The 23,588-nt window shown below is 34.9% G+C and carries 29 protein-coding genes; 7 read left to right on the plus strand and 22 right to left on the minus strand.

What is annotated here, in order from left to right:
- Window positions 1–13 precede the first annotated feature (13 nt).
- On the minus strand, window positions 14–1,114 hold the full coding sequence (locus AACY93_RS07300; RefSeq protein WP_339611580.1) for a M42 family metallopeptidase: 1,101 nt from the start codon (window positions 1,112–1,114) through the stop codon (window positions 14–16).
- Window positions 1,115–1,261: 147 nt separating this feature from the next.
- Between AACY93_RS07300 and AACY93_RS07305 the strand changes: the two genes are divergently transcribed.
- Both AACY93_RS07305 and AACY93_RS07310 read left to right on the plus strand, forming a co-directional pair.
- Complete coding sequence (locus AACY93_RS07305; protein WP_286852517.1) at window positions 1,262–1,924, plus strand: DUF4294 domain-containing protein; 663 nt, start codon at window positions 1,262–1,264, stop codon at window positions 1,922–1,924.
- Window positions 1,925–2,551: a hemolysin III family protein gene (locus AACY93_RS07310; protein WP_007651540.1), complete on the plus strand. Its 627-nt coding sequence runs from the start codon at window positions 1,925–1,927 to the stop codon at window positions 2,549–2,551.
- Window positions 2,552–2,565: 14 nt separating this feature from the next.
- On the opposite strand, the gene AACY93_RS07315 is transcribed toward AACY93_RS07310, so the two are convergent.
- From AACY93_RS07315 to AACY93_RS07330, 4 genes are all read right to left on the minus strand, one after another.
- A complete protein-coding gene (locus tag AACY93_RS07315) occupies window positions 2,566–3,099 on the minus strand; it encodes a hypothetical protein (protein WP_286852518.1) in 534 nt (177 codons plus the stop codon).
- 48 nt (window positions 3,100–3,147) lie between these two features.
- Window positions 3,148–3,576, minus strand: coding sequence for a DUF4268 domain-containing protein (locus tag AACY93_RS07320; RefSeq protein ID WP_286852519.1), 429 nt, complete (start codon window positions 3,574–3,576; stop codon window positions 3,148–3,150).
- 388 nt (window positions 3,577–3,964) lie between these two features.
- Entirely contained in the window at window positions 3,965–4,639 is a 675-nt protein-coding gene (locus AACY93_RS07325) for a ZIP family metal transporter (RefSeq protein WP_286852520.1), read from the minus strand.
- Window positions 4,640–4,692: 53 nt separating this feature from the next.
- A complete protein-coding gene (locus AACY93_RS07330) occupies window positions 4,693–5,424 on the minus strand; it encodes a class I SAM-dependent methyltransferase (protein WP_286852521.1) in 732 nt (243 codons plus the stop codon).
- A 217-nt stretch (window positions 5,425–5,641) separates the two neighbouring features.
- On the opposite strand from AACY93_RS07330, the gene AACY93_RS07335 reads away from it, so the two are divergent.
- Entirely contained in the window at window positions 5,642–6,799 is a 1,158-nt protein-coding gene (locus tag AACY93_RS07335) for a THUMP domain-containing protein (protein ID WP_286852522.1), read from the plus strand.
- On the opposite strand, the gene AACY93_RS07340 is transcribed toward AACY93_RS07335, so the two are convergent.
- From AACY93_RS07340 to rlmD, 6 genes are all read right to left on the minus strand, one after another.
- Window positions 6,796–7,407: a MarR family winged helix-turn-helix transcriptional regulator gene (locus tag AACY93_RS07340; protein WP_286852523.1), complete on the minus strand. Its 612-nt coding sequence runs from the start codon at window positions 7,405–7,407 to the stop codon at window positions 6,796–6,798. The genes AACY93_RS07335 and AACY93_RS07340 overlap by 4 nt on opposite strands.
- A 65-nt stretch (window positions 7,408–7,472) precedes the next feature.
- A complete protein-coding gene (locus tag AACY93_RS07345) occupies window positions 7,473–7,736 on the minus strand; it encodes a DUF2024 family protein (RefSeq protein WP_007651554.1) in 264 nt (87 codons plus the stop codon).
- Between the two features lies 1 nt (window position 7,737).
- Window positions 7,738–7,971: a thioredoxin family protein gene (locus AACY93_RS07350; protein ID WP_286852524.1), complete on the minus strand. Its 234-nt coding sequence runs from the start codon at window positions 7,969–7,971 to the stop codon at window positions 7,738–7,740.
- Between the two features lie 210 nt (window positions 7,972–8,181).
- Window positions 8,182–8,913 (minus strand): DUF6048 family protein, encoded by a 732-nt coding sequence (locus AACY93_RS07355; protein ID WP_286852525.1) that lies wholly within the window; start codon window positions 8,911–8,913, stop codon window positions 8,182–8,184.
- Window positions 8,879–9,400, minus strand: a complete 522-nt coding sequence (locus AACY93_RS07360; protein WP_007651560.1) for a DUF6452 family protein — start codon at window positions 9,398–9,400, stop codon at window positions 8,879–8,881. Before AACY93_RS07360 ends, AACY93_RS07355 begins: the two co-directional genes overlap by 35 nt.
- Before the next feature lie 76 nt (window positions 9,401–9,476).
- Window positions 9,477–10,886 carry a 23S rRNA (uracil(1939)-C(5))-methyltransferase RlmD gene (rlmD, locus tag AACY93_RS07365; protein ID WP_286852526.1) on the minus strand — a complete coding sequence of 470 codons (1,410 nt, stop codon included), beginning with the start codon at window positions 10,884–10,886 and terminating at the stop codon, window positions 9,477–9,479.
- 351 nt (window positions 10,887–11,237) lie between these two features.
- Here rlmD and rocD point away from each other — a divergent pair, with 351 nt between their 5' ends.
- Entirely contained in the window at window positions 11,238–12,482 is a 1,245-nt protein-coding gene (gene rocD / locus AACY93_RS07370) for an ornithine--oxo-acid transaminase (RefSeq protein ID WP_286852527.1), read from the plus strand.
- A gap of 111 nt (window positions 12,483–12,593) precedes the next feature.
- On the opposite strand, the gene AACY93_RS07375 is transcribed toward rocD, so the two are convergent.
- From AACY93_RS07375 to AACY93_RS07405, 7 genes are all read right to left on the minus strand, one after another.
- Window positions 12,594–13,007 (minus strand): DUF2752 domain-containing protein, encoded by a 414-nt coding sequence (locus AACY93_RS07375; RefSeq protein ID WP_040492557.1) that lies wholly within the window; start codon window positions 13,005–13,007, stop codon window positions 12,594–12,596.
- A gap of 63 nt (window positions 13,008–13,070) precedes the next feature.
- On the minus strand, window positions 13,071–13,268 hold the full coding sequence (locus AACY93_RS07380) for a CD225/dispanin family protein (protein ID WP_286852528.1): 198 nt from the start codon (window positions 13,266–13,268) through the stop codon (window positions 13,071–13,073).
- Window positions 13,269–13,279: 11 nt separating this feature from the next.
- On the minus strand, window positions 13,280–13,621 hold the full coding sequence (locus tag AACY93_RS07385; protein WP_007651568.1) for a CCC motif membrane protein: 342 nt from the start codon (window positions 13,619–13,621) through the stop codon (window positions 13,280–13,282).
- A 16-nt stretch (window positions 13,622–13,637) separates the two neighbouring features.
- Window positions 13,638–13,922, minus strand: coding sequence for a DUF2752 domain-containing protein (locus AACY93_RS07390; protein ID WP_040492558.1), 285 nt, complete (start codon window positions 13,920–13,922; stop codon window positions 13,638–13,640).
- 41 nt (window positions 13,923–13,963) lie between these two features.
- Entirely contained in the window at window positions 13,964–15,817 is a 1,854-nt protein-coding gene (locus tag AACY93_RS07395) for a T9SS type A sorting domain-containing protein (RefSeq protein ID WP_286852529.1), read from the minus strand.
- Window positions 15,818–15,822: 5 nt separating this feature from the next.
- Window positions 15,823–16,170, minus strand: a complete 348-nt coding sequence (locus AACY93_RS07400; RefSeq protein ID WP_286852530.1) for a hypothetical protein — start codon at window positions 16,168–16,170, stop codon at window positions 15,823–15,825.
- A gap of 10 nt (window positions 16,171–16,180) precedes the next feature.
- Window positions 16,181–16,924 (minus strand): hypothetical protein, encoded by a 744-nt coding sequence (locus AACY93_RS07405; RefSeq protein WP_286852531.1) that lies wholly within the window; start codon window positions 16,922–16,924, stop codon window positions 16,181–16,183.
- A 110-nt stretch (window positions 16,925–17,034) separates the two neighbouring features.
- Between AACY93_RS07405 and AACY93_RS07410 the strand changes: the two genes are divergently transcribed.
- Window positions 17,035–17,244, plus strand: a complete 210-nt coding sequence (locus AACY93_RS07410) for a hypothetical protein (RefSeq protein WP_007651578.1) — start codon at window positions 17,035–17,037, stop codon at window positions 17,242–17,244.
- Window positions 17,216–17,797, plus strand: a complete 582-nt coding sequence (locus AACY93_RS07415; protein WP_286852532.1) for a DNA mismatch repair protein MutS — start codon at window positions 17,216–17,218, stop codon at window positions 17,795–17,797. Before AACY93_RS07410 ends, AACY93_RS07415 begins: the two co-directional genes overlap by 29 nt.
- Here the strand turns inward: AACY93_RS07415 and AACY93_RS07420 are convergent.
- A complete protein-coding gene (locus AACY93_RS07420) occupies window positions 17,794–18,735 on the minus strand; it encodes a hypothetical protein (protein ID WP_286852533.1) in 942 nt (313 codons plus the stop codon). The two genes, AACY93_RS07415 and AACY93_RS07420, sit on opposite strands and share 4 nt — an antisense overlap.
- A 114-nt stretch (window positions 18,736–18,849) precedes the next feature.
- On the opposite strand from AACY93_RS07420, the gene AACY93_RS07425 reads away from it, so the two are divergent.
- Window positions 18,850–19,998 (plus strand): cysteine desulfurase family protein, encoded by a 1,149-nt coding sequence (locus AACY93_RS07425; RefSeq protein WP_286852534.1) that lies wholly within the window; start codon window positions 18,850–18,852, stop codon window positions 19,996–19,998.
- Between the two features lie 99 nt (window positions 19,999–20,097).
- Here the strand turns inward: AACY93_RS07425 and AACY93_RS07430 are convergent, their stop codons facing one another.
- The 3 genes from AACY93_RS07430 to AACY93_RS07440 all read right to left on the minus strand — a co-directional run bounded on the left by AACY93_RS07430 (window position 20,098) and on the right by AACY93_RS07440 (window position 23,576).
- Window positions 20,098–20,595, minus strand: coding sequence for a hypothetical protein (locus AACY93_RS07430; RefSeq protein ID WP_286852535.1), 498 nt, complete (start codon window positions 20,593–20,595; stop codon window positions 20,098–20,100).
- A gap of 119 nt (window positions 20,596–20,714) precedes the next feature.
- On the minus strand, window positions 20,715–21,089 hold the full coding sequence (locus AACY93_RS07435; RefSeq protein ID WP_040492560.1) for a hypothetical protein: 375 nt from the start codon (window positions 21,087–21,089) through the stop codon (window positions 20,715–20,717).
- Between the two features lie 54 nt (window positions 21,090–21,143).
- Window positions 21,144–23,576, minus strand: coding sequence for a carboxypeptidase-like regulatory domain-containing protein (locus AACY93_RS07440; protein ID WP_238307689.1), 2,433 nt, complete (start codon window positions 23,574–23,576; stop codon window positions 21,144–21,146).
- Window positions 23,577–23,588: the final 12 nt, after the last annotated feature.

A 23,588-nucleotide genomic window follows, 5' to 3' on the forward strand; every position in this document is an offset into this window, starting at 1 on the left:
TTTTACAAAACTCTCAATGACAGTTTTTTTTTATGGACGAAAATGTTTCGCCATCTTCTATTTTTAAAAGCGTTTCGTAAATCAGTTTGATAACGTTTTCTACATCCTCTCTATGTACCATTTCTACAGTGGTATGCATGTAACGAAGTGGTAAAGAAATCAATGCTGAAGCTACACCACCATTGCTATAAGCAAAGGCATCTGTATCTGTTCCTGTAGCTCTGGAAAGAGCAGAACGTTGAAACGGTATTTTCTTTTCTTCAGCTGTGTCTGTTATTAAATCCCTAAGCTTTTGTTGCACTGCTGGTGCATAAGCCACCACAGGTCCTAGGCCAAGTTCCAAATGCCCTTCTTTTTTCTTATCGATCATTGGAGTCGTGGTGTCGTGAGTTACGTCTGTAACAATGGCCACGTTGGGTTTAATGGTTTGGGTAATCATTTCAGCACCTCTTAAACCTATTTCTTCCTGTACCGAATTGGTAACATATAGTCCAAAAGGCAGTTTCTTTTTGTTCTCGTGTAACAATCGTGCCACTTCGGCAATCATAAAACCTCCCATTCTGTTATCCAAGGCCCTACAAACAAACTTATCCTTGTTAAGGATGTGAAATTCATCTGGATAAGTAATCACACAACCCACATGGATGCCCATTTTTTCAACTTCAGCTTTATCCTTTGCCCCAACATCAATAGTAATGTTCTCTGGTTTGGGAGTTTCCTCTTTGCTTTTATCTCTGGTATGAATGGCTGGCCAGCCAAAAACACCTTTTATAATACCTTTTTTGGTATGTATGTTTACTATTTTACTAGGTGCAATCTGGTGATCACTTCCGCCATTTCTAATAACGTATATCAATCCGTTATCTGTAATATAGTTCACGTACCACGAAATTTCGTCGGCATGTCCTTCTATTACCACCTTAAATTTTGCCTTTGGGTTTATAACTCCTACAGCACTTCCATAAGTGTCTGTTATAAACTCATCCACATAAGGTTCTAGATATTTCATCCAGATTTTTTGCCCTTCCCATTCGTAACCTGTTGGAGAGGCATTATTTAAATATGATTCTAAAAAATCAATCGATTTTTTGTTTAATATGCTCTTTTTTGCCATGTTAAATTATTTTGCACTAAAATAATAATATTAATAGTATTTTAAGGTTAATGCTATGGTAAATTATTAATTTTACCATGGAATTTGGAACGATTTTAGATTTATGCTTTCTTAAAGTCACCAAGTCCATTTGCGTGAAAATTGAATATGAGAAAACTGGTTTACATACTTTTATGCTTTCCCTTTTTTGCCCAAAGTCAAATAGATTCCCTTGACACTGAAGATGTTGATGTGGAATATATTTTTTTTGAAGGCGATACCATTCCACACACGGCTATCAATTTAAACGAAGTCTTGCTGCTCCATAAATTGAAATTTGACAGCAACGAAGACCGTAAACGCTATTTGATTTTAAGACGAAAAACCATTAAAGTCTATCCGTATGCCAAATTGGCTGCCGAACGCTTGGAAACTTTAAACGAGCGAATGGCTTCCATCAAGAAAAAAAGCGATCAAAAAAAATATGCTAAAATCATTCAAAGTTATATAGAAGATGAATTTGCCGAAGAGCTCAAGCAGTTAACCAGGACCGAAGGTCAAATCTTGGTTAAGCTTATTTACAGGCAAACGGGAGAAACCACTTTCGATTTGATTAAAAGGTTGCGAAGTGGTTGGCGTGCTTTTTGGTTTAACAGTACAGCCAATTTGTTTAATATTTCCCTGAAAGAGATTTACGATCCGGAACACGTAAAAGAAGACTATCTAATTGAAGACGTCTTACAGCGTAACTTCCAGAGTGGTAAGTTGGAACGACAGGATGCTGCCATTAAATTTGATTTTTTGGAGCTAACCGAAAAATGGCTTAATTAAATGCGTGTACAAACCCTTTTTGAAGAACGATTAAATGCCTTAACACATGCAGTAGGTGCCTTAATGGGCATTGTGGCTTTGGTGTTGTTGGTTGTTTATAACTCAAACAAAACCAGCTGGAGCCTGTTTAGCGTTATAGTTTACGGTTTAAGCATTATTATTCTCTTCAGTTCCTCAACCCTTTACCATGCCGTTCAAGCCGAAAAGCAAAAACATTATTTCAGGATTATAGACCATATTAGCATTTACCTTTTAATAGCTGGAACTTACACACCTGTTGCGCTTATTGCATTGGAACAGAGTAAAGGATGGCCCATTTTTTGGGTGGTTTGGGGCATTGCCCTTTTAGGTTTGGTTTTAAAACTGTTTTTTACAGGTAGGTTTGAAGTCTTTTCGGTCATCTTGTATTTAATCATGGGCTGGTTAATAGTGGTCGATTTTTCAAATCTCGCCCAATTTATTGGTACCAATGGAACCTTGTTGCTCTTTGCAGGAGGCCTGTTCTACACTTTAGGCATTGTTTTTTACGCCATTCATAAAATTCCTTTTAACCATGTTATTTGGCACCTGTTTGTTTTGGGTGGTGCCATTTGCCATTTTTTGTTGGTGTTTTTTTATGTGATTTAAGTTTTTAAATCCAATCAATTGACTTTGTATTCTTTTAAAGAGTTATACTTTTTTATAATGTATAGTATGTTTTTTTCAGTTCCTTGCATGGAATCGAATTCTTCTAAAAGCTCAGGATCGTCCTTAATGTATGCTCTTAGTTGTGCGTGTGCTTTTTTTCTGGCAAAAGGCATACCCATATCAATAAACTCTAACTCAGAACCGTTTTTAGAGACGTAAAATAGAGGCGTGCTTAGCATTTCAAAAACTTCAATCTCTCCTTCAACAATTCGTTTTAGATACCATGTGTCATACATGGTTACTATGTAACTATCGCCATCTGCACCATTATACAACTTTAAACTTTTTACCTCGCTAATTTCAATTTTGGTTTTTTTACCTGTGGCATCCTCTATCTTAAAACCAATATTTTCTTTATCAAACAAATTAAAGCTTCTTTTTATACTTCCGTAAATGGTATCTTTGTTTTTAGTAACCATATATTCACGTTCTTGAGCCAAATGAATATGGGTAATAAATAAGCAAAGTGATAAAGTAAAAAACTTCATGTGCAATTAGTTAAGTGTGTTTTTGGGTTTTAAACATGTCTTGGTTGGTTAGCTTTTAATAATATCTTTGTATTCTTCAAAAAAGGCTTCAAACTTACTCATGGTTTCATAAAAAAACTCCATGACCAAGCGCCAGGATTTTTTGTTATGTATGGAAACCGAAGCATCCAAGAGAACATACACCCTTGAAATTTCTTTTCCGTTTTCCAAAACATATGCTTCCTCAAATATGGCGTCTGGTAAATAGTCTTCCAAAAGTATGGATTTTAATGCCATAAGATTTCCCCAATTATTGATGCGTTTTTCCAGATGATCTTCTAAATCCAAAGCTACCAAGGCTTGTTTGGTGTCAAAATGAAATTTAAAACTCAAGCCCTTTGTTTTGGTGTCGTACAATAACCATTTTCTTGGAAACGACTTCCCAAAACTGGTCCAAAATTCTTGCTTTAATAATCTGGATTCTTCTTTACTGAACATACTAATTAATTTACGATTAGCGATTTAAGGTTTTAGATTTTCATACTTTCAACAATCCACAGAAAATATTAATAAATATAGATTCCATAATCAATCAAAACAATAAATATGATAAAGATCCAATATTTCTTCCATTGAATATATTTTTTGAATTCTTTGGCAACTATTATTTCTTCAATCACATCAAAATCTTTAAAATACTCTTTCGTTTTTTTTAGATAACTTCAACCTACTCCTTGTAACACCTTTTTCATTTAATGTAATATATTCAAATGTTTTACTTATTTCAAAACCATAAAAAATGATTTTTTTATCATAGGAATAAAACGTTTTCTGGATTCATTAGTATTCTGCAAAAAACAAAACGTTTTCATTTATTAAATTCAAATTATATCATGTAAGCAATGGCCACACCAAAAATGATAGCCAATAATTTAGACATATTAAACTTATGTCCTTCGCTACTTTCAAATAAAATAACCGTGGAAATATGGAAAAAAATACCAATAACAATGGCATTAATGATATATATGTATTGTTCGGCCAAGCTTGTGTTGTTGGATATAAATGTTCCAAGAGGCGTCATGGCAGCAAAAAATATTAAAAAACCAGCAATTTGCATTTTGCTGTAGTTGGATTGTACCAAAAAACTGGTTATTAAGGTTGCAATGGGTATTTTATGTATTAAAACCCCATAAACCATATCATTGTGTTGGTGAATGGGAAACCCTTCTAAAAAACTATGGATACACAAACTAATAAACAACAACCAAGGAAATTGGGTATTGTCTTTATGTATATGAATGTGTCCGTGTTCGGCTCCTTTAGAGAAAAACTCCAAAATAATTTGAAGCAAAATACCAAACATAATATACAAACCGGTTAATTTGGCATCCAAGTGGTGGTACACTTCCGGCAACAAATCAAACAAAGTTAAGGCCAATAAAAAAGCACCACTAAAAGAGAGTAGGAGCTTGGTAAACAAACTGCGTTTTTGTTTTAAAAGCAAAACAATCAATGCGCCAATTAGTACAGCAAGTACAGGTAAAAGGTATTTATTCATAAGCAACCAATAACTCAGGGAAACCTGAGAAAAGTTTAATGCCGATTATCGACTTATTTAAAAATCATGATCAAACGTTCAGAACTATTTTTATCAAACTTACGCAATTTATAGTCTCCAAAGACATCCAGCAAATGTACGTTTGCTTTTTCAAAAAGGGTTTCAAAATCCTTTAAGGTAAAGGCTTTTACACGTTCTTGAAAGGCAAAGTGTTGTCCTTTGTCTTCAAAAAAAATATCTTTGAACAAATAACCGTCTTTTACATAACGTTTTAAGCGGAACCTTATGCCTTCAACCGTTTTGGTGTCTTCAGGAACCAAATTGTTCAGAATAAAGTCACTGTTCATAAAATCAATCACCCCAAAACCATATTCGTTTAAATCTGCTTGTATGGCGTTTATGGTTCTTAAATTATCAGCTTCATCGTCAAAGTAACCAAAACTGGTAAATAAATTAAAAACAGCATCAAATTTTTTATTGTAAGGTTGGCACATGTCATGCACTTCAAAATGCAGCTTATCGTTTTCAAATTGTTTGGCGTAGGCAATACTGTTTTCAGACAAATCCACACCAGTAACATCATACCCCAAAGAATTTAAATATACAGAATGCCTGCCTTTGCCACAAGCCAGGTCCAGGATTTTTCCATCTTCGGGTAGGTTTAAATAATTGGTAAGGTTGTCCATAAACATTTGTGCTTCGTCATGGTCCCTATCTTTATATAAAATATGGTAATAAGGTGTATCAAACCAAGAGGCATACCATTTAGTTGTGTTTTCGGTCATATCAAATGTCCCTAAAAATGGGATTTTTTTTTGGGGTTACGCTACTTCGTTTTCACGAAACAGCGTCAGGCTTTCGCAAGTCGCTTTTTATGTTGTTACCAAGTCACTTTGTTCCAGATAACCACAAAAAGAGCTTCAACAATTGCTCAATCCTTAACCCATTTCATTTAAGTTGCCACAAAAATACTGTATTTTTGCAATCTATTTAATGTCTGCAATGGAGAATAATTTTAAAATGGTTGCCAAAACCTTATTTGGCTTTGAAGAATTACTGGCAAAAGAACTGACACAACTTGGCGCACAAGATGTAAAAATAGGGGTTAGAAACGTAAGTTTTACGGGAGACAAAGGGTTTATGTACAAAGCTAATTTAGGCTTACGTACAGCTATAAAAATCTTAAAACCCATAGAAACCTTTAAAGTGTTCAATGAAAAAGACCTATACGATAAAATTTACAACATGTCTTGGGAACCTTATTTAAAACCTACAGGAACCCTTGCAGTGGATGCCACAATAAATTCCAATGTTTTTACACATTCACTATATGTGGCACAAAAAACCAAAGATGCTGTGGTAGATAAATTTCGTGATACTACAGGACAAAGGCCTAATGTAGATTTAAAATTTCCAGACCTAAAGATTAATGTGCATATAGACAGGCAAATCTGTCATATTTCCTTGGATTCTTCTGGAGATTCTTTACACAAACGTGGTTATAAAACAGCCACGAACATTGCTCCAATCAATGAAGTGTTAGCGGCTGGTTTGGTGATGCTTTCCGGTTGGGATGGGCAATGCGATTTTATGGACCCAATGTGTGGAAGTGGTACCATTTTGGCAGAAGCAGCCATGATAGCATGTAACATTCCTCCCAATTTAATGCGTAAGGAATTTGCTTTTGAGCGTTGGGCAGATTGGGATGTGGATTTATTTGAAAAAATTGAAGAATCGCTTTTAAGTAAAACCAGGGATTTCCATTATAAAATTATGGGTTACGATAAATCCCCAAGTGCTGTGGCCAAAGCCAAGGACAATATTAAAAATGCCCATCTGGAAGAATTCATAAGCATTAAGCACGAAGATTTCTTTAAAACCCAAAAAGCTGGTGAAGATAAGCTGCACATGGTTTTTAATCCTCCTTATGGAGAACGTTTAGATATTGAGATGGAAGAGTTCTACAAAAATATTGGCGATACACTTAAACAAGGCTATCCAGGAACAGACGCTTGGTTTATAACATCTAACTTAGATGCATTAAAGCATGTTGGGTTAAGACCTTCCAGAAAAATACATTTGGTAAATGCCAAATTGGAAGCACGTTTTGTAAAATACGTGATGTATGAAGGAAGCAAAAAAGCGAAATACAATAATTAAGAAGCTTCTTTGGCGTTAAATTCCGGACAATCCACTCTAATGTCAGAAACTTTAAGAGGTTTGTTCAATAACTGACAATAATGGATTGAGTTCTTGTTTTCATAAAATTTGCAGCCATAACAGGTTCTTTGCACTGTTAAAATGCCAATTTGATTTAAGTTATATATAACTTGGCTCAAGGAATGAAATAAATCGTCCTGTTTGGATGTTTCCAAAAGATCTAACTTGGATTTAATAGGAAGTGCAAAATCTTCGGTTTGTTTTATAAGGTTTTTTCCGGTTTCGGTTAATAATATGGAATAGCTTCTACTGTCCAAGTTAGATACATCCTTTGCAATATATTCTTTCTTTAAAAGCACACGAACAGCATCACTAATGGTAGGTTTTGTAACATTGAACTCTTTGGCTAAATGACTGACATTGCATAAGTCTTGTTTGTGATACGCTATAAAAATCAACATTTGAATTTGTATGGGACTCAAGCCAAATTCCTTGGCTTTTTTCCACAAAAGGGCTTTAAAAGCCTCAGAAATGCGTTCCAAGGCCACAATAATTTTACTGGAAGTACTTTGGTTTTGAAACTCTGGGTTAAATATAGAATTGCTCATGTTATAGTTGTAAAATTGCCTATCAAGCACACACTCAATAGGCAAAGTTAGTCATCCTAATTAAATTAGTTGCAATGTTCCATTTCAATAATATAAAAGCCTTTGTTTTTTATGGCATTGATAATGGTTTCCGTAGCTTGTTCCATATGGCAGAATTTACATTCGCTAGATGTTAATTTACCGGTTTTAAATGGCTTGCTTTTTAAATAAGTCCTGCCATAATTGAAAATGGTTTCTTCATTAGTGACCAAGTTGGGCACTAAAATATCAAAATGCATGATTTCCCCATCTTCCCTTTGAACATAAGTGTCCCAAACAGATACTTTCATTTTAACCTTTAACTTCTGCCATGGAAGCACCGTAATTAATATGCAACACATTTCCGGTAGGTGTTACCATGGCCGGAACCGATTTAACACCTGCTTTTTCTGCCTCCTCAATTCTGTTTCTGTGTTCACCAATATTAACAATCTCTACGTTTTGTTTGCCAACTAAGTCTACAATGTCGTGTTCTGCACTTACGCAAACAGGACATCCTGCGTGATAAAAAATGGATTTACTCATAATTTAAAAATTTAAGTTATTGCATTATTGCAATTCAAATATAGTAAGGAATCCTAACTAAATAAAATATTTTTTATTTTTTAACATAGTTATTTGTATAAGATAGGAGAGAAAGCAGCTTAATTTAAGCTGGCAAGGTAGGTTTACAAAAGTTGAGATCTAATGTCACAACATTTATATAAACTCATGGATATTGTTTTTATTAAAAAACTATTTATTTTTTTTATAAAACGGGATTAAATACGAGATGGAATATCCATAACCAAAACCAAAACCTCCACTGTCATAGGTTTTTTGGAAGCCTGGAATATAAAGGTTTTCAAAATTATCGGGTTGGTCTTGACTTATTAAGTATTTAAACTGAGCGTTCAAGCCAAGATATAGATTGTTCAACACTTCAACTTTAAGTCCTACAATAAATTCTCCCCAAAGTGCAGAAAGACCACTGAATTTTTGTGACTCGTTTGAAGTTAATTGAGGGGACCAATATTGATCTTGGGCATACACGCCATAACTGTTTAAGGTTTGGCTAAAAGTACTGGCACCAACCCTAAATCCTCCATAAATCATGTTTTCCATTCCGTACCAGTTTTCGTAAGCGTTGTAATCCACTCCTGCTTTAAAATAACTTCCTTGGGTTGTGGCATTCAAATAATCGTTGTCTGTATCTTTTTCTTCAACCCCAATTTCCCCAGCCACATACCATTTTTTGGTAAGTCGGAAATCAGCATTAATTTCAAAACCTTTATACTCATCGTCTATAAAAGACCTAATAAGTTTACCTAAATCGCCACCAAGACGTAGGCCATAACTTTCCTTATATTTTAGGGAGTCTGTTTTGGTACTGACTATGCTATCGTTTTGAGCTTGACCAATAGTGCAAAAAAAGAGTATGGCAATAAAAGGGTTAATGATATATTTTATAGTGAATGTCATCTTCATGCTCTACAGTTTGATTATCGTTTACAGATTGTGCTAATTGTATCCATTTGTTACCATCGTCTTCAACGCTAATGACCACATTTTCAAAAATGGTTTTATACCCACAAGCGCGAGACACATACACTTCTTTTCTTACATAACTTATGGTAATGGTATCTGGGTTTCCTAAAACAGTATCGTTTTCATCTATTTTATATCCTTTGTGAAGGATGAATTGTGTGCTGTTTTCGGTAGTTTTTAAAGGTAAATAGACCTCTTTTTGTGCTTTGCTACCATCGTAACTGGAAACAACACCTGGGTCTGGATCGCCAACTCCGGTAACCCTTAATCTATTAACATTCTTTGGTGTGTTTTCACTAGGTAAGGTAATATCATAAAATGCAATGTGAATTTTTGGGGTTGTTTCGGTGGTTTCCGAACAGATATCGTCTTTTTCACAGCTGCCAACCGTAAAACAGAGTACAAGTAAAGCGATTATTTTTTTCAACTTAAATAGAATTTTAATGACTGATAATTTCAACTGTATTTAACACCAATTGCTTAAAAGTTTCAATGGATTTTTGTTAGATACGTTCCAAAAGTACAACATTTTCTACATGATACGTTTGTGGGAACATATCTACAGGTCTAACTTTTGTTATTTTGTAACTGTTTTTCATTAAAGCTAGGTCTCTTGCTTGTGTGGCACTATTACAGCTAACATACACTATCTTTTTGGGAGCAATGTTCAAAATTTGTGCAACCACGTCTTTGTGCATGCCATCTCTGGGTGGATCTGTAATAATCACATCGGGTTGTCCATGCGTTTTTATAAATGTATTGTTAAAAACATTTTTCATGTCTCCAACATAAAAGGCAACGTTTTCTATGCCATTTAATTGTGCATTTTCTTTTGCGGCCAAAATAGCGTCTGGAACAGCTTCCACGCCAATCACTTTTTTTGCTTGTTTTGCCACAAACTGGGCTATGGTTCCGGTTCCTGTATATAAATCGTAAACCAGTTCGTCTCCAGTTAAACCAGCATAATCCCTAGTAATTTTATATAATTGATAGGCTTGGTCAGAATTTGTTTGATAAAAAGATTTGGCGTTTATTTTAAACTTTAAACCTTCCATATCTTCAAAAATATGGTCTTGACCTTTGTAACAGATAACCTCTTGATCGTAAATGGTATCGTTGGCTTTTTCGTTTATTACGTACTGTAAAGAGGTGATTTCTGGAAAAGTTTCTGCTAAAAAATCCAAAAGCAGTTCCCTGTTTGCTTTATCTTCCTTAAAAAACTGAATCATGACCATGATATCTCCAGTGGAAGAGCTACGAATCATTAAAGTCCTTAAAAAACCGGTCTGGTTTCTAGTGTTAAAAAATTCCAGATTATGTTTTACTGCAAAATCCTTAACGGCTTTTCTAATGGCATTGGAAGGATCTGCTTGCAAATGACATTTTTTTATGTCCAAGATTTTGTCCCACATACCAGGAATGTGAAACCCTAAAGCATTTTTGTCTCCTAGGTCTTTATCGGATTGGATTTCTTCAAGGGTTAACCAGCGACTGTCACTAAAAGAAAATTCCATTTTATTTCGATAAAAATATTCGTTTTCAGAGCCTAAAATAGGAGTGACCTCGGGTAATTCCAAATGTCCAAGTCTGGTTAAATTATTTACCACTTCTTTTTGCTTATAGAACAATTGGTGCTGGTAGTCCATATCTTGCCACTTACAGCCACCACAAGTACCAAAATGTTCGCAAACTGGAGTTGTGCGTTTATCGGAAAGTTTGTGGAATGCAATAGCTTTTCCTTCGTAATAAGACTTACGCTTTTTAAAGGTCTGTACATCAACCACATCGCCAGGAACAGCATTCGATAAAAAAATAACTTTACCATCTGCAGCTTTTGCTATGGTTTTACCTTTGGCACCTGCATCTATTACTTCTACGTTTGTAAAAACTTGTTTTTTATTTCTTCTAGACATGCTGCAAAAGTAGTGAAAGGATTTTCTATTTGCGACTTCAGGTTTATGATTTTTTTCTTGTGACACGATTAAAAAAACCATCCAGAAACAATTCACTGCAAAAGAAGGTTGTAGGGTTCATTAAAATAGTTTCATATCCCTTTTAAAATGGTATTATTAAATTTTAATTAAACGGTTAAATTTAGTAATTTGCAAGCCCTAAGGGATGATTTCTTTCCCACGCTGAATTTTCGAATTTCACCTGTACTTAAGTTTAGGTGAACATAGGTATCGAAAGGATAAAGGTAGATAAGGAATGGCTTTTTTTAGATGCTCGATTCTTTGGGCATAAACCATTAAAACTATTTTAAAATGGCTGTTTTAGACCAATTAACATCGCAACAAGCGATAGATTTAGAAAACAAGTATGGCGCTCACAATTATCATCCACTTCCTGTAGTATTAAGCAAAGGGGAAGGCGTGTATGTTTGGGACGTTGAAGGCAAAAAGTATTATGATTTTCTTTCGGCTTATTCTGCCGTGAACCAAGGACACTGTCATCCAAAAATTGTTGGAGCCATGGTACACCAAGCACAAACCTTAACATTAACTTCTAGGGCATTTTATAACGATATGCTTGGGAAATATGAAAAATTTGCTTGTGAATTTTTTGGCTTCGATAAATTATTGCCAATGAATACAGGTGCAGAAGCTGTGGAAACAGCTTTAAAGATCTGTAGAAAATGGGCCTATGAGGTAAAAGGTATTGAGGAAAATGAAGCTGACATTATAGTTTGCAAAAACAATTTTCACGGAAGAACCACAACCATTATTTCGTTTTCCAACGATCCGGTTGCCAGAAAACATTTTGGGCCTTATACCAAAGGATTTATTAAAATTGCATATGATGATTTGGATGCTTTGGAAACCGAATTGAAAAACAATAAAAACATTGCAGGCTTTATGGCAGAACCTATTCAAGGGGAAGCTGGAGTATATGTGCCAAGTGAAGGCTATTTAGCCAAAGCAAAAGCGCTGTGCGAAAAATACAATGTTCTGTTTATTGCAGACGAAGTACAAACAGGTATTGCCAGAACCGGAAAATTATTGGCTGTAGATCATGAAAATGTAAAACCAGACCTTTTAATTTTGGGTAAAGCCTTAAGTGGAGGTGCTTATCCAGTATCTGCAGTATTGGCCAACGATAATATTATGAAAGTGATCAAGCCAGGAAACCATGGATCTACCTTTGGAGGAAATCCTGTAGCTGCTGCAGTGGCTATTGCCGCACTTCAAGTGGTAAAGGATGAAAACTTAGCTGAAAATGCAGAAAAACTTGGTAAAATATTTAGAAGTGAACTTAACAAATACATCCAAACAACAGATTTGGTAAGCCTGGTAAGAGGAAAAGGTCTGTTGAATGCCATTGTTATAAACGACGACGAAGAAAGTGAAACAGCTTGGAATATTTGTTTGGCACTTAGGGATAATGGTTTGTTGGCAAAACCAACTCATGGAAACATCATTCGTTTTGCACCACCTTTGGTAATGAACGAGGAGCAATTGTTGGATTGCGTGTCCATAATCATCAAGACCTTAAAACAATTTGAAAATTAAGATTTTATTAAACCTGCAAGTCCTTAGTTTTTAAGGATTAAAACCTTACAGGTTTCTATATGTTTCAAAAAAGAGCAACCAAACATTCAATTGGGTTGCTCTTTTTTTTATTTAAGGAGCCAAGATGTTAAAAGGATAAAAAGGAATATTCCTGAGTATCCAAAACAATACAACAACCACTAAAATAACTTTTGTAGCCAAAGGTTTATAAAGTAAGTTTTTAATTGGTTTTTTTAAATACTCCTGAGCTATATAAACATAAAGCATGTAGCTTAAGACCAAAGTTAAAAAGCCAATTAAATAGTTATAATTCAAACCTGTTAAGATATGTCCATGCAGAATTTGATGAATGGCTCTCTGTGAGCCACAACCTGGACAATACAAATGGGTAAGGCTATAAAAAAAACATTTAGGGAATAGGCTGTTATTGGCAGGATTCCAAAAATAGAATAGGCCAAAAACACTGGTACTTGCCAAAATTAGCAATAAAAATACAAGGTTTTTATGTTTAGTAATTCGCTTCACTTAATAAAGCTCCAAACAAGGCAATTCCAAAAAACAGGACATAAATCAGCCAACCTAATAGTGCTACGGCAATAGAAACAATTCCCCAAGTTTTAGCTTTTTGGAGGCGCTTACAGCTTGGTCGTAATGTCCATCTTCGTAAAGACTATTTACTTTTGTAGCATAAATAATACTGATAATTCCAAAGGGAAGACAGCATAAAATGGTACTGATAATGGCTAAGGCCAGATAACTGTTGGGTCTAGTTGGTTTTACATCCATTGAATTAAATATTAAACTTGTTGCATTTGCTGAAACTCTTCTATTCTATCTTGTAACATTTCAGGATCTTGTAGTGCTTCCCAGCCAATCATGCTAATAATCCAAATAACATAGGCCAAGAAAATAACATTGAGAACAATTCCAATAATGGCAAGTATTTTCCCAGTTTTCACATTGTTGTAACCAGAATATAGTTCTGGATGTTCAGCATAAATAGCTGTGGATTTATTTGCCAAGACCAAGGCTACAATACCTATAGGCAATCCTAAAACGCCGTAACAACAGCAGGTTAGAATAGATAAAATTCCTAATACCAATATAAGTGTGGCGTTCTGTAAAGGTTGTTTTTCCATGTTGGAAGATGTCTGATTAGTGGGTGATTTTTAAAATATAACTGATAATGATAATAGCCACATTTAAAAAAACAAGTCCCATTTTAAGTTTATAAGCGTGTTTAAATTTAAAGTAAAAATTAAAGATAATAAAAATTCCAAGCAAGATGATGGTGTAAATGGCAGGATACATCTTAAAGGCTGCCGTAAAATCCCCTTTAAGCAAGAACACAAATGCCCTTTGAAAACCACAGCCTAAACAGTCAACTCCAAAAAGTTGTTTGTTTAGGCATGGTAACATAAAATCTTCTAATGAAGACATAGTTATATCTTTTGGTTTTAAAGATATAAAAATATCAAGAGTTATTTATTTGAAACAATAATCTTTTTGCTTACCACTTGATTGTCAGCAAACGATACGTGAGCTATATAAACCCCTTGACTTAAGTTTTTTGTTGAAAAACTATAATGTGCCTCTGTGTTTAAGTTTTTTTCATTAAAAATCTGTTTTCCGGTCACATCATATAGGTTTACTTGTTTTACCTCTAAAAGCTTAGGGTTGGAAATGGTTAATTGTGCTAATTGATTGTTTTGATAAATACTTAAATCTTCAGCAGTTATAACTTGGTCTATGTTTAAAGCTTCAGACGTAAAGGTTATTTCAAATCGGTCTGTATAGGTGCCTTGAGGTAAATTTATTTCATAGTTATTTTCCCTTAAATCCACATAAATATCATTATGGATATCATGAATAAAAATAGGCTGATTTTCATCGAAATTTTGCACATCAAAAATTCTAAACCTTATAGGTTGATTGTTTTTTGCCTCAACCACTAAAGGGATTCGTAATTCCATATCGTAATTAAAGGCTTGTATAAAATATGGGACATCATCTAAAACCCAGTAAGCATCAGAATTTTGTGTAAAATCCCCTTTGGCTTCCAAACCATAATCAAAGCCATCTGTAGCAGTATGATGAAAGTTCATTAATAATTGTCTGGTATAGAATTCGCCCTGAGAAAAATCGACATTAATTCTAAAACGCTTAAAATCTGCAGGAACAATATTAAAGCCGTCTTCGTTGTATTGAGTTTCTTCAAAAGTGTTTTCGGAACTGCTATTGTTTTCAGTCCTAAAAAAGTAACTATCTGTACCAGATTGTTTGTAAAATTCTCTTTGGGCGTTGGTAAATGTAACAACACCTGTTGCAGCACCTTCAATCATAAAGCCTTGACCTATTGGAATGTAACGTCTGGCAATTTTAGATCCAGTTCCAGCTGGAAAATTTGTAGGTGTTCCGTCTAATAAATATGTTGTAAATGGAGCAGGAGTAAAGGAATCTGTACCTCCAGATGAAATAGTATATAAGGCATATCCACCCACATAATTAGACAACACATGTGAAGTCGCTCCAGGGGCTTGTTCCCAATATTTTAAAACCCCAGTCATTTGTGGTGGTGCATTTGCAATTAAACCAGTATTTAAAGGGTCGTGTATAAAATCTCGCGCGTCCAATGCAGATGGATAGGGATTCCCAACCAAGGTTTCTTCTCCAGCAACCACAGAAACAGTAATGTTTCCATTATTTGGTTTTCCTCTAAAATCGTATTGTTGTCCACCACTCGGGTTTCCCTTCATGGTAAAGCCATAACCAGGGTTAACTGAACCAGTGGAACCCACATGATCCCATTCAGCATAAAGTGTTCCAGGGTCGTAACTATACAACCAAAAACTGGAAATAACTTGAGGGGTTGGAGGAGCCGTAGCCACACCATTATAACCTGTAGTATAAGTAGCCAACACACTGGTTATTGGATCTAAGGCTGGATTGGTATGCCCAATATGGTCGTAAATATTATCATTGGGAATAAAAGGTCTGTTAGAGGTCGTGTTTGCAGTGGTATTTCCAACTGGAGAACACCAATAATTATAAGCATAGGTATTTACGGTTCCTGTTTGATAAGCGCTTAACTTGCCTTGGCCATTGTTTCCAATATTGTTCCCTTGTAAAAGTTGCGCTTCATTACGAAGATAGATATTACTGTTTGTTCCATTAAAAGTGATTCTACCAGTAACATATAAAGGAGCTACATTTGGTCCACTTGTAAAAGCTGTGCCATCTACATAAATATAGCTTCCACTTCTCACATACAAATCGGTTTGGGCAATACTTATATTACAAGTGATTAAAAATATTATTAGGTATAGATATTTCATAAGAGTTATTTTTTTTCATTATTGTTTGAAACATAAACACCTATTTCTTTAAGTTCAGTTTTTTTATTTTTATTTATAGAGTGGTTTTTTTGTTCTTCTTTATTCGTTTTACTAGAGCCTACAGAATAAGGTTGTAACATAGGTGTTGTACTTTGCTCTAATTTGCTTTCTTCTTTAGAATTGAAATCTATTAAATCGTTTATTTCTTTATTTGCAACATTACTCTTAGATACTTTATCTGTAATACTCATTGTTTTAATTTCGCTATCCGAATTATTTGGATTTTGAGCATATCCGAAACCACTTACAAAGACTAAGAGTATAATAGTTGTGTTTTTATAAAAATCTTTCATAATAATTAGGTTATTGTATTACAGAAAGTGTTAAATGGTTATTGTTTGGTGAACTTGAAGTATAAATAGCAGCACCATTTGTACCATAAATTGCCGTTGTTGAACCTTGAACTCTAAGAGTATATGTATTGCCAACTGTTAAACCTGTCATTAATTTAGAAAACGAACAACTCCAAGAAGTAACACTATATGAACCCCAAAAATCTTCATATAAAGACTGAATTTTAGTATTTGTTCCACCAATGGTAATATTATCAGTAATATTTCTAACTCTTAAATTTACAATTCCTAAAGAATTTGTATAACCAATTCCTGAAGCAGTTAAATTAACTAATGCTGATGTCTTTTTTGCTGTAAAAGTTAAAACCATAGTGTTAATATTGGAATATGATGTTGAGTTTATAATAACGTCGCTAGCAAGAGAAATACTGTCTATATTTGTCGATTCTTCAACTTTAACCCATTTAGTACCATCGTTATAATATTGTCCAGGAAATACATCATTAACCGTTGTTGTATTGTAAACAGACATACCTTGAACATGTGCACTTAATGGCGCAGGATTTGTCGTGGCTGTTAATGTCATTCTAGGAAGTAATAATCCACCAACACTTGTTGAGGCATCAATATCTAATAATGCATCTGTATTTGGACTAGTCGTCCCAATCCCAACTTGGGCAGAGGCACTTAGGGAAAACAATAAAAAGGCAATAAATAAGTATGGAAGTCTGTTGAAAAGGTGATTTTTTTTCATATTTTTCTACTTTTAATTAGTAATAGAGGTATATTAAATTAATCAAATTTCTCTATTCTTTATTCTAAAAAAAACGATATTCGTTAAATAGCTAAAAATCATCGATATAAATGAAATACAACACCTATTTAAACTATTTATTGATCTTTATAGGAAGCATGGTAGCCATTTATGCTCAAGCTGGTGTAAAACAAGATGTGGTTGTTTTGATTCTTGGAATTATTATTTTAATGTTTGGTTTATACCGAATTTCCAGTACACTTTCCAGTAAAAAACAGTCTAAAGAGAGTCATGAACCAAACCAAAAGGATGATGCTTAAAATAGGGGATAAAGTGTCTGTTTTAGATGAAGATTTAACAGGCAGAATAACAAATGTTACAGGAGAAACTGTGACGATTGTTACTGAGGATGGTTTTGAGATGGTGTTTGATAAAAAAGAATTGGTTCTTATTAAAAATGAATCCGAATTACAATCAAAATCCTTTACCAATGTGTCTTTTTCTGAATTGCTTAAGGAGAAAGAAAGCCCTAGAAGAAAACCCACTGTTAAAAAGAAAGTAAAGGAACGTTTTCAGCCTACCATGGAAGTGGATCTGCACATTCATCAATTAACGGATAATGCTTCCAGAATGAGCAATTACGAAATGTTAACCTTACAATTGGATACAGCCAAAAAACAATTGGAATTTGCCATTGGAAAGCGCATCCAAAAAGTGGTGTTTATCCATGGCGTGGGAGCAGGTGTTTTAAAAATGGAATTGGAATATTTATTTGGAAGATATCCCAATGTGACTTACTACGATGCCAATTTTCAAAAATACGGGGTTGGTGCAACCGAAGTATATATCTATCAGAATGTAAGTGCCGATTAAAATTCTGGTGTTACCGTTCTTGTGCTGGTTGTATTGGCGTTTTGCAAAGAACCAAAGTCAAACGTATCCTGATTTAAGTTAGGAAAAGAAATATTTTCCACAATTACAGAGACTTCATAGGTTTGTGTAATGGTATGAACCCTATAGGCTGTTGCAGGAACCATATTGGCCACATCTGGATTTAGGTAATCTGCTAAATTTGGGTTGGTATAATCGTTGGAAGGGTTTTGGTCCTGACTCACATTTTCCTCGTCAATGGTTAATACGCCATCGCCATCATCGTCTGTGTCCAAATAATTTGGAATGCCATCTCCATCGGTATCTTGCGGATTTGTTAATGGATCGTCGTCATCATCGTCATTGTCATAATCAATCAGTTCTGTACTGGTAAGTACATTATCGCCATCGTCGTCTGGATCCAGAAAATTAGGCAAACCATCGCCATCGGTATCATCATCATATAAATCGCCATTGCCATTAATATCTTCCATTTCAGCAGGAATTCCATCGTTATCGTCTTCTGCATAAGTAGTGGTAATGGTATAACTTCCATCAGAACTTGATAAATCTTGTGTTATCCCTAAATTGGAAGGAGGAACGTCGTTACAAAATAAATTGTCTGTTAATGTATTGTAGCTTCTATAGTTGAATAAGTTGTTGGAGCCATCTATGTTGCCTTGAATTTCAGGATTCACCAATTCTACCAATAAGGGGTTGGTTTCAGATGGTTCCACTTCAAAAATATCTGCCAATGTCAAGGTTGGAGAACTTATTTGTAATGAAATGGATTCGGCAGGACTCTCTTTGGTATTGTAAAACACCAATTCGCCACAGGCTTCAAAGGTATCGTCAAAATCTAATTCCACAAAAATAACATCTCCATCGTCACAAGACATTACTAAAATTAAAAAAGATACTAGGGCAAATATTTTTCGCATGACATGTATGGATTTTAAAACAAAAATAAAAGATTTGTTAAATATACAACGTGGCTTCTTGCAAATAATTTTAATTGCCCTATTTTTGCTACCTCACTAAAGCAAACTCAAATTATGAAATCTGTTTATTTTGATAGTGCTGCAACCACACGAATACGACCAGAAGTTATTAAAACCATGCAAGATGTTTTGGAACATCAATATGGAAATCCATCTTCAACCCACGCGTTTGGTAGAGCATCAAAATCAATTATAGAAACAACCAGAAAAACCATAGCCAAGGAATTGCACGCATCTCCACAGGAAATTATCTTTACTTCTGGAGGTACTGAAGCTGATAATATGATTTTACGTTGTGCCGTTAGAGATGCCAACGTAACTACCATTATCACCTCTCCAATAGAGCACCATGCTGTATTGCATACCGTTGAAGAGTTGCGAAACGAGTATGATGTTACTGTTGAATATGTAAAACTTCAAGCCTGTGGCACTCCAGATTATGATGATCTGGAAAGACTGTTAACAGCAAACGACGAGAGGAAATTGGTGAGTTTAATGCATGTGAATAACGAAGTTGGAAACATTTTGGATATAGATAAAGTGTCTTCCCTTTGCAAAGCCAACAATGCCTTGTTGCATAGTGACACGGTTCAATCCATTGGTCATTATAAATGGAATGTAGAAGAAACCCCAATTGATTTTATGACTGCAGCAGCCCATAAATTTCATGGCCCCAAAGGAGTTGGGTTTGCTTATATTAAAAAAAACAATACCTTAAAACCTTTGATTTTTGGAGGTTCTCAAGAACGTGGTTTTAGAGCAGGAACAGAACCAGTACATAATATCAAAGGCTTGGAAACCGCTTTTGTTCTAGCTTACGAAAATTTAGATGAAGAAAAACATTATGTAGAGGCATTAAAAGATTATTTTAAAACCCAAATAACCAAAGCCATACCAGGAGTTAAGTTTAATGGTAATTGTTCTGATAATACCAAGAGTACTTACACCTTGTTGAATGTTTGTTTGCCCATGTCTGCTGAAAAAGCATTGACCCTTCAGTTTCAATTGGATTTAAAAGGGATTGCCTGTTCCAAAGGAAGTGCCTGCCAAAGTGGGTCTGGCAAAGGATCTCATGTGTTGGAGCATATCTTAAGCGAAGAAGACCAACAAAAGCCTTCCATTAGATTTTCGTTTTGTAAATACAATACCAAAGACGAAGTAGATTATGTAGTTGGCGTTCTAAAGGAGTTCGTGGAGAAATAATTATTAAAACCACCAATAATGGTCTTATTGAAACATTAAATAAAAAACCTTCAGGGACATAGGCTCTGAAGGTTTTTTGTTGCTTGACCGTAGAAGCCCTTAAGCAGCTTGTGCTTTCTTGAATATTTTGCTTTTTATAATGGTGTTCCACTTATCCAGAAGCGCAATTTCATTGTTCATTTCAAAGTTTACATCTACGTTGTAAAACTCCAACACCTCCTTGTTTTTGGATTTGTAGGTTATTACCAAATCGATTCTGTCTGTTTCAATTTTAGATGTAGTTTTGTTTTTATGGGTTCTTTGCGTCCTTACAATGTCGCAGGAGTCCACCAGACTTAAATCCACAAGGGTTACTTGATGTTCTGCATCAATAATTTTTGAGTAGATAAGTTTGTTTGCCGTTTCATCTATGGCCATGGCATAATATGTGCCCCAAAAATCTGGGGTTTTTACTTGTAAATGATGTTTTGAGGCTTCTTCCATAAAGCCTTTTCTAGAATTTTTTTTCTGACGTTTTTGTGATGTTTGAATAAATATTAGAGGGATTATTATTACCAAGGCAATAACAATACCTATGATGGTGCTATGAGATTCCATAAGATATTTTTTTATTTGTTGAATATAGAATGTCCTGACCTTGTTGGTCAAGATGAAATAATAACAACAGCTCCTGATCATTCAGAACATGAGATGTTTAAGGAATATAATATGAAATTTTAAGAAAAGGTATGAAAAGGGTAGAGCAGTGTCTCAATATCCAATCCAGGTTGAATGTGTTTGCTTTTGTAAAGATATTGACTGTCTTTGGTTAAGGTGTAGATTTCTACCTCTTTAAAGGATTGAAATGTTGTTTTGGAATTAGTTACCTGAACATTATGAACGTTTTCGTTTGCAAGGTCTCCTAAGGGTTCCAGGTCTGGAAATATGGATAGCTCAGGTGTTTTGGAATTCAATAAATTAACAGCAACATCCTGTTGTTGGCTATTATCAAAAACCGTTTCCACTATAAAATTTTGAATAGAAACGCTTATGCTTAAGGTATAAGCAAACAAGAGGCTCAAGGCAACCAGGTTTCTAATCATTTGTTTCATATACACAAATGTATGACTGTTTTTAATTCGAAATAAAAAAAGTGTGTTAAATTATTAAAATTTCATGGTTGTCCTTACATTAAACACTCGTGGTGTCAGGTAATTAGGAATGGCATACTGCCTTTTGCTGTAAACGTCCCTTACCCAAGTGTTTGTTATGGAGTTTTGCGCATTGAAAATGTTAAAAATTTCAAAGCCAACAGATAAATATTTAAAAGGTTTCCTCCAGCCATTGTATGTTTCGTTTAAATCTACAATAACATATTGCAAACCTATATCAGCACGCTTGTAATCTGGCAAACGGTTTTGGTAAACATAAGGATCGGCATAGCTTGGAGAACCACCAGGAAGCCCAGTGTTGTAAACCAAGTTTAAATACATTTTCATTTTAGGTAAGCTTGGTACATAATCTTGAAAAAGAGCTGCAAACTTTAAGCGTTGGTCTGTTGGTCTGGCTATATACCCTCTATCATTGATGTTTTCTTCGGTTTTTAAATACCCAAAACTAAACCAGGATTCGGTTCCAGGGACAAATTCGCCATTCAATCTGAGATCCAAACCATAGGCATAGGCTTTTGCATTGTTGGTTGCAGCGTACCTAATTCTAACATTTTCCAAGGTGTAAGGGTTTACATCTGTGAGTTTTTTATAGTAAGCTTCTGTAGTTAATTTAAAAGGTCTGTTCCACATTTTAAAGCTATAATCGTTTCCTACAACCACTTGAAAAGATTTTTGGGCTTTAACATCTGGATTTACAGTTCCGGAATAATCACGCAATTCCCTGTAAAAAGGAGGTTGATAATATATACCTCCACCAATTCTAAAAAGCATGTCTTTGTCCCAATCAGGCTTGATGGCAAATTGCGCTCTTGGACTAAAAACAATTTGTGAGGTTTTATCTATGCCATCACCACTTACAGTCCAATTATGAGCTCTTACTCCAGCATTGAACCATACGTCATTGTCTCCTAAACTGGTACGTTTGCTCCATTGTAAATAACCTTGGATTCTTTGAATGGTGGTGTGGTTTTTAGCTCTTACATTTTGATAGGCTGCCAAAGGCCCTTCGTAAGGAGTATAAGGTTGGTCGTTAAAAGCGTCGATGTTGGGAGGATTTATGGAGAACCCAGCCGAATCTATCACTTCCCATTCCACCAACCGATCCCTAATATCTTCGTTGGTGTACTTTAGGGACCATTCAAAATCGTTATCGTCCATAGTATATTTTCCGTTGTGCTCGATATTGGTGATTAGGGCATCCAGATCGTTTCTTCCATGGTTTAATTGACCTCCAATACCTTCACTATATTCCACTTCACCCAAATCTTCATCTCCAATATTGGTATTTACTTCGCCCAACCTATATTGTGCTAAAATATCAAAATGTTCTTCTTCGGTAGTGTGGTAAGTTGCAGTGGTTAAGTTAAGGGTTACATTATCATTTAAAAGGTAAGTTGCTTTAATGGCCCCAAACAAGGTTTGGTATTGATCTTTTTCTTGACCTTCATAAAAAACTAATAATGCCAAAGGGTTTTCCAAAGTACCAAAATTTGTCTGTCTGGTTTTAGGTTCATAATTGTATTTGTTCAAAGAGGCATTTCCTAAAAAGCTGAGACTGAATTTATGGGAAAAATTGTAGTTTATCTGGGTTTGTACATCAGCAAAAGTTGGATCGTAATTGGTTTCTGTTTCTTGTGCATTAACAAGTAAGCTGTTGTTTCTATAACGAATTCCAATTATGCCTGAGAGCTTGGAATCTTTACTTATGGCATCTACAGCCAGGCTTCCACCAAGTAGGCTTAAATCTGCACTCACACCAAAAGCGTAAGGTTTTCTATAGGTAATATCGAGAACAGATGCTAATTTGTCTCCATATTTTGCTTGAAAACCTCCAGCAGAGAAATCGACATTCTGAACCAGGTCTGTGTTAACAAAGCTCAATCCTTCTTGTTGCCCAGAACGTATCAAGAAAGGTCTGTAGATTTCAATACCATTTACATACACTAAATTTTCATCGTAGTTTCCACCTCTTACGGAATATTGTGTGCTTAATTCGTTGTTGCTACTTACGCCAGGAAGTGTTTTCAATAGATTTTCCACACCAGCATTCGCACCAGGAATAAGTCTAACGGTTTCGGGTTCCAGTGTGATTATGCCTTCAACTTCTTTTCTTTGCTTGCTGGAAATCACAACGGTTGAGATTTGTTCCACAGATTCCTTCATGATGGGATGGAATTCGTATTCTTCCCCATTTTTTAAGTTAAATGTAGCAGTAATACTTTCAAAGGTAAGGTGAGAGAACACCACAGTAACCTCTTGGTCTGCTGGTATTTTTAAAATAAAAAAACCGTTCTCGTTGGTTACGGTTCCTTTGTCTTGAGCTTTGATATTTACATTTGGAATGGGATTATTGGCATCGTCTAGAATAACACCTTTTAAAGTTCCAGATTGTGAAAATCCTAAAAAGGACATCGAAAAAAGGAACATGCAAAATAGATA

This window comes from uncultured Xanthomarina sp. (genome assembly GCF_963971605.1).
Taxonomy (GTDB): Bacteria; Bacteroidota; Bacteroidia; order Flavobacteriales; family Flavobacteriaceae; genus Xanthomarina; species Xanthomarina gelatinilytica.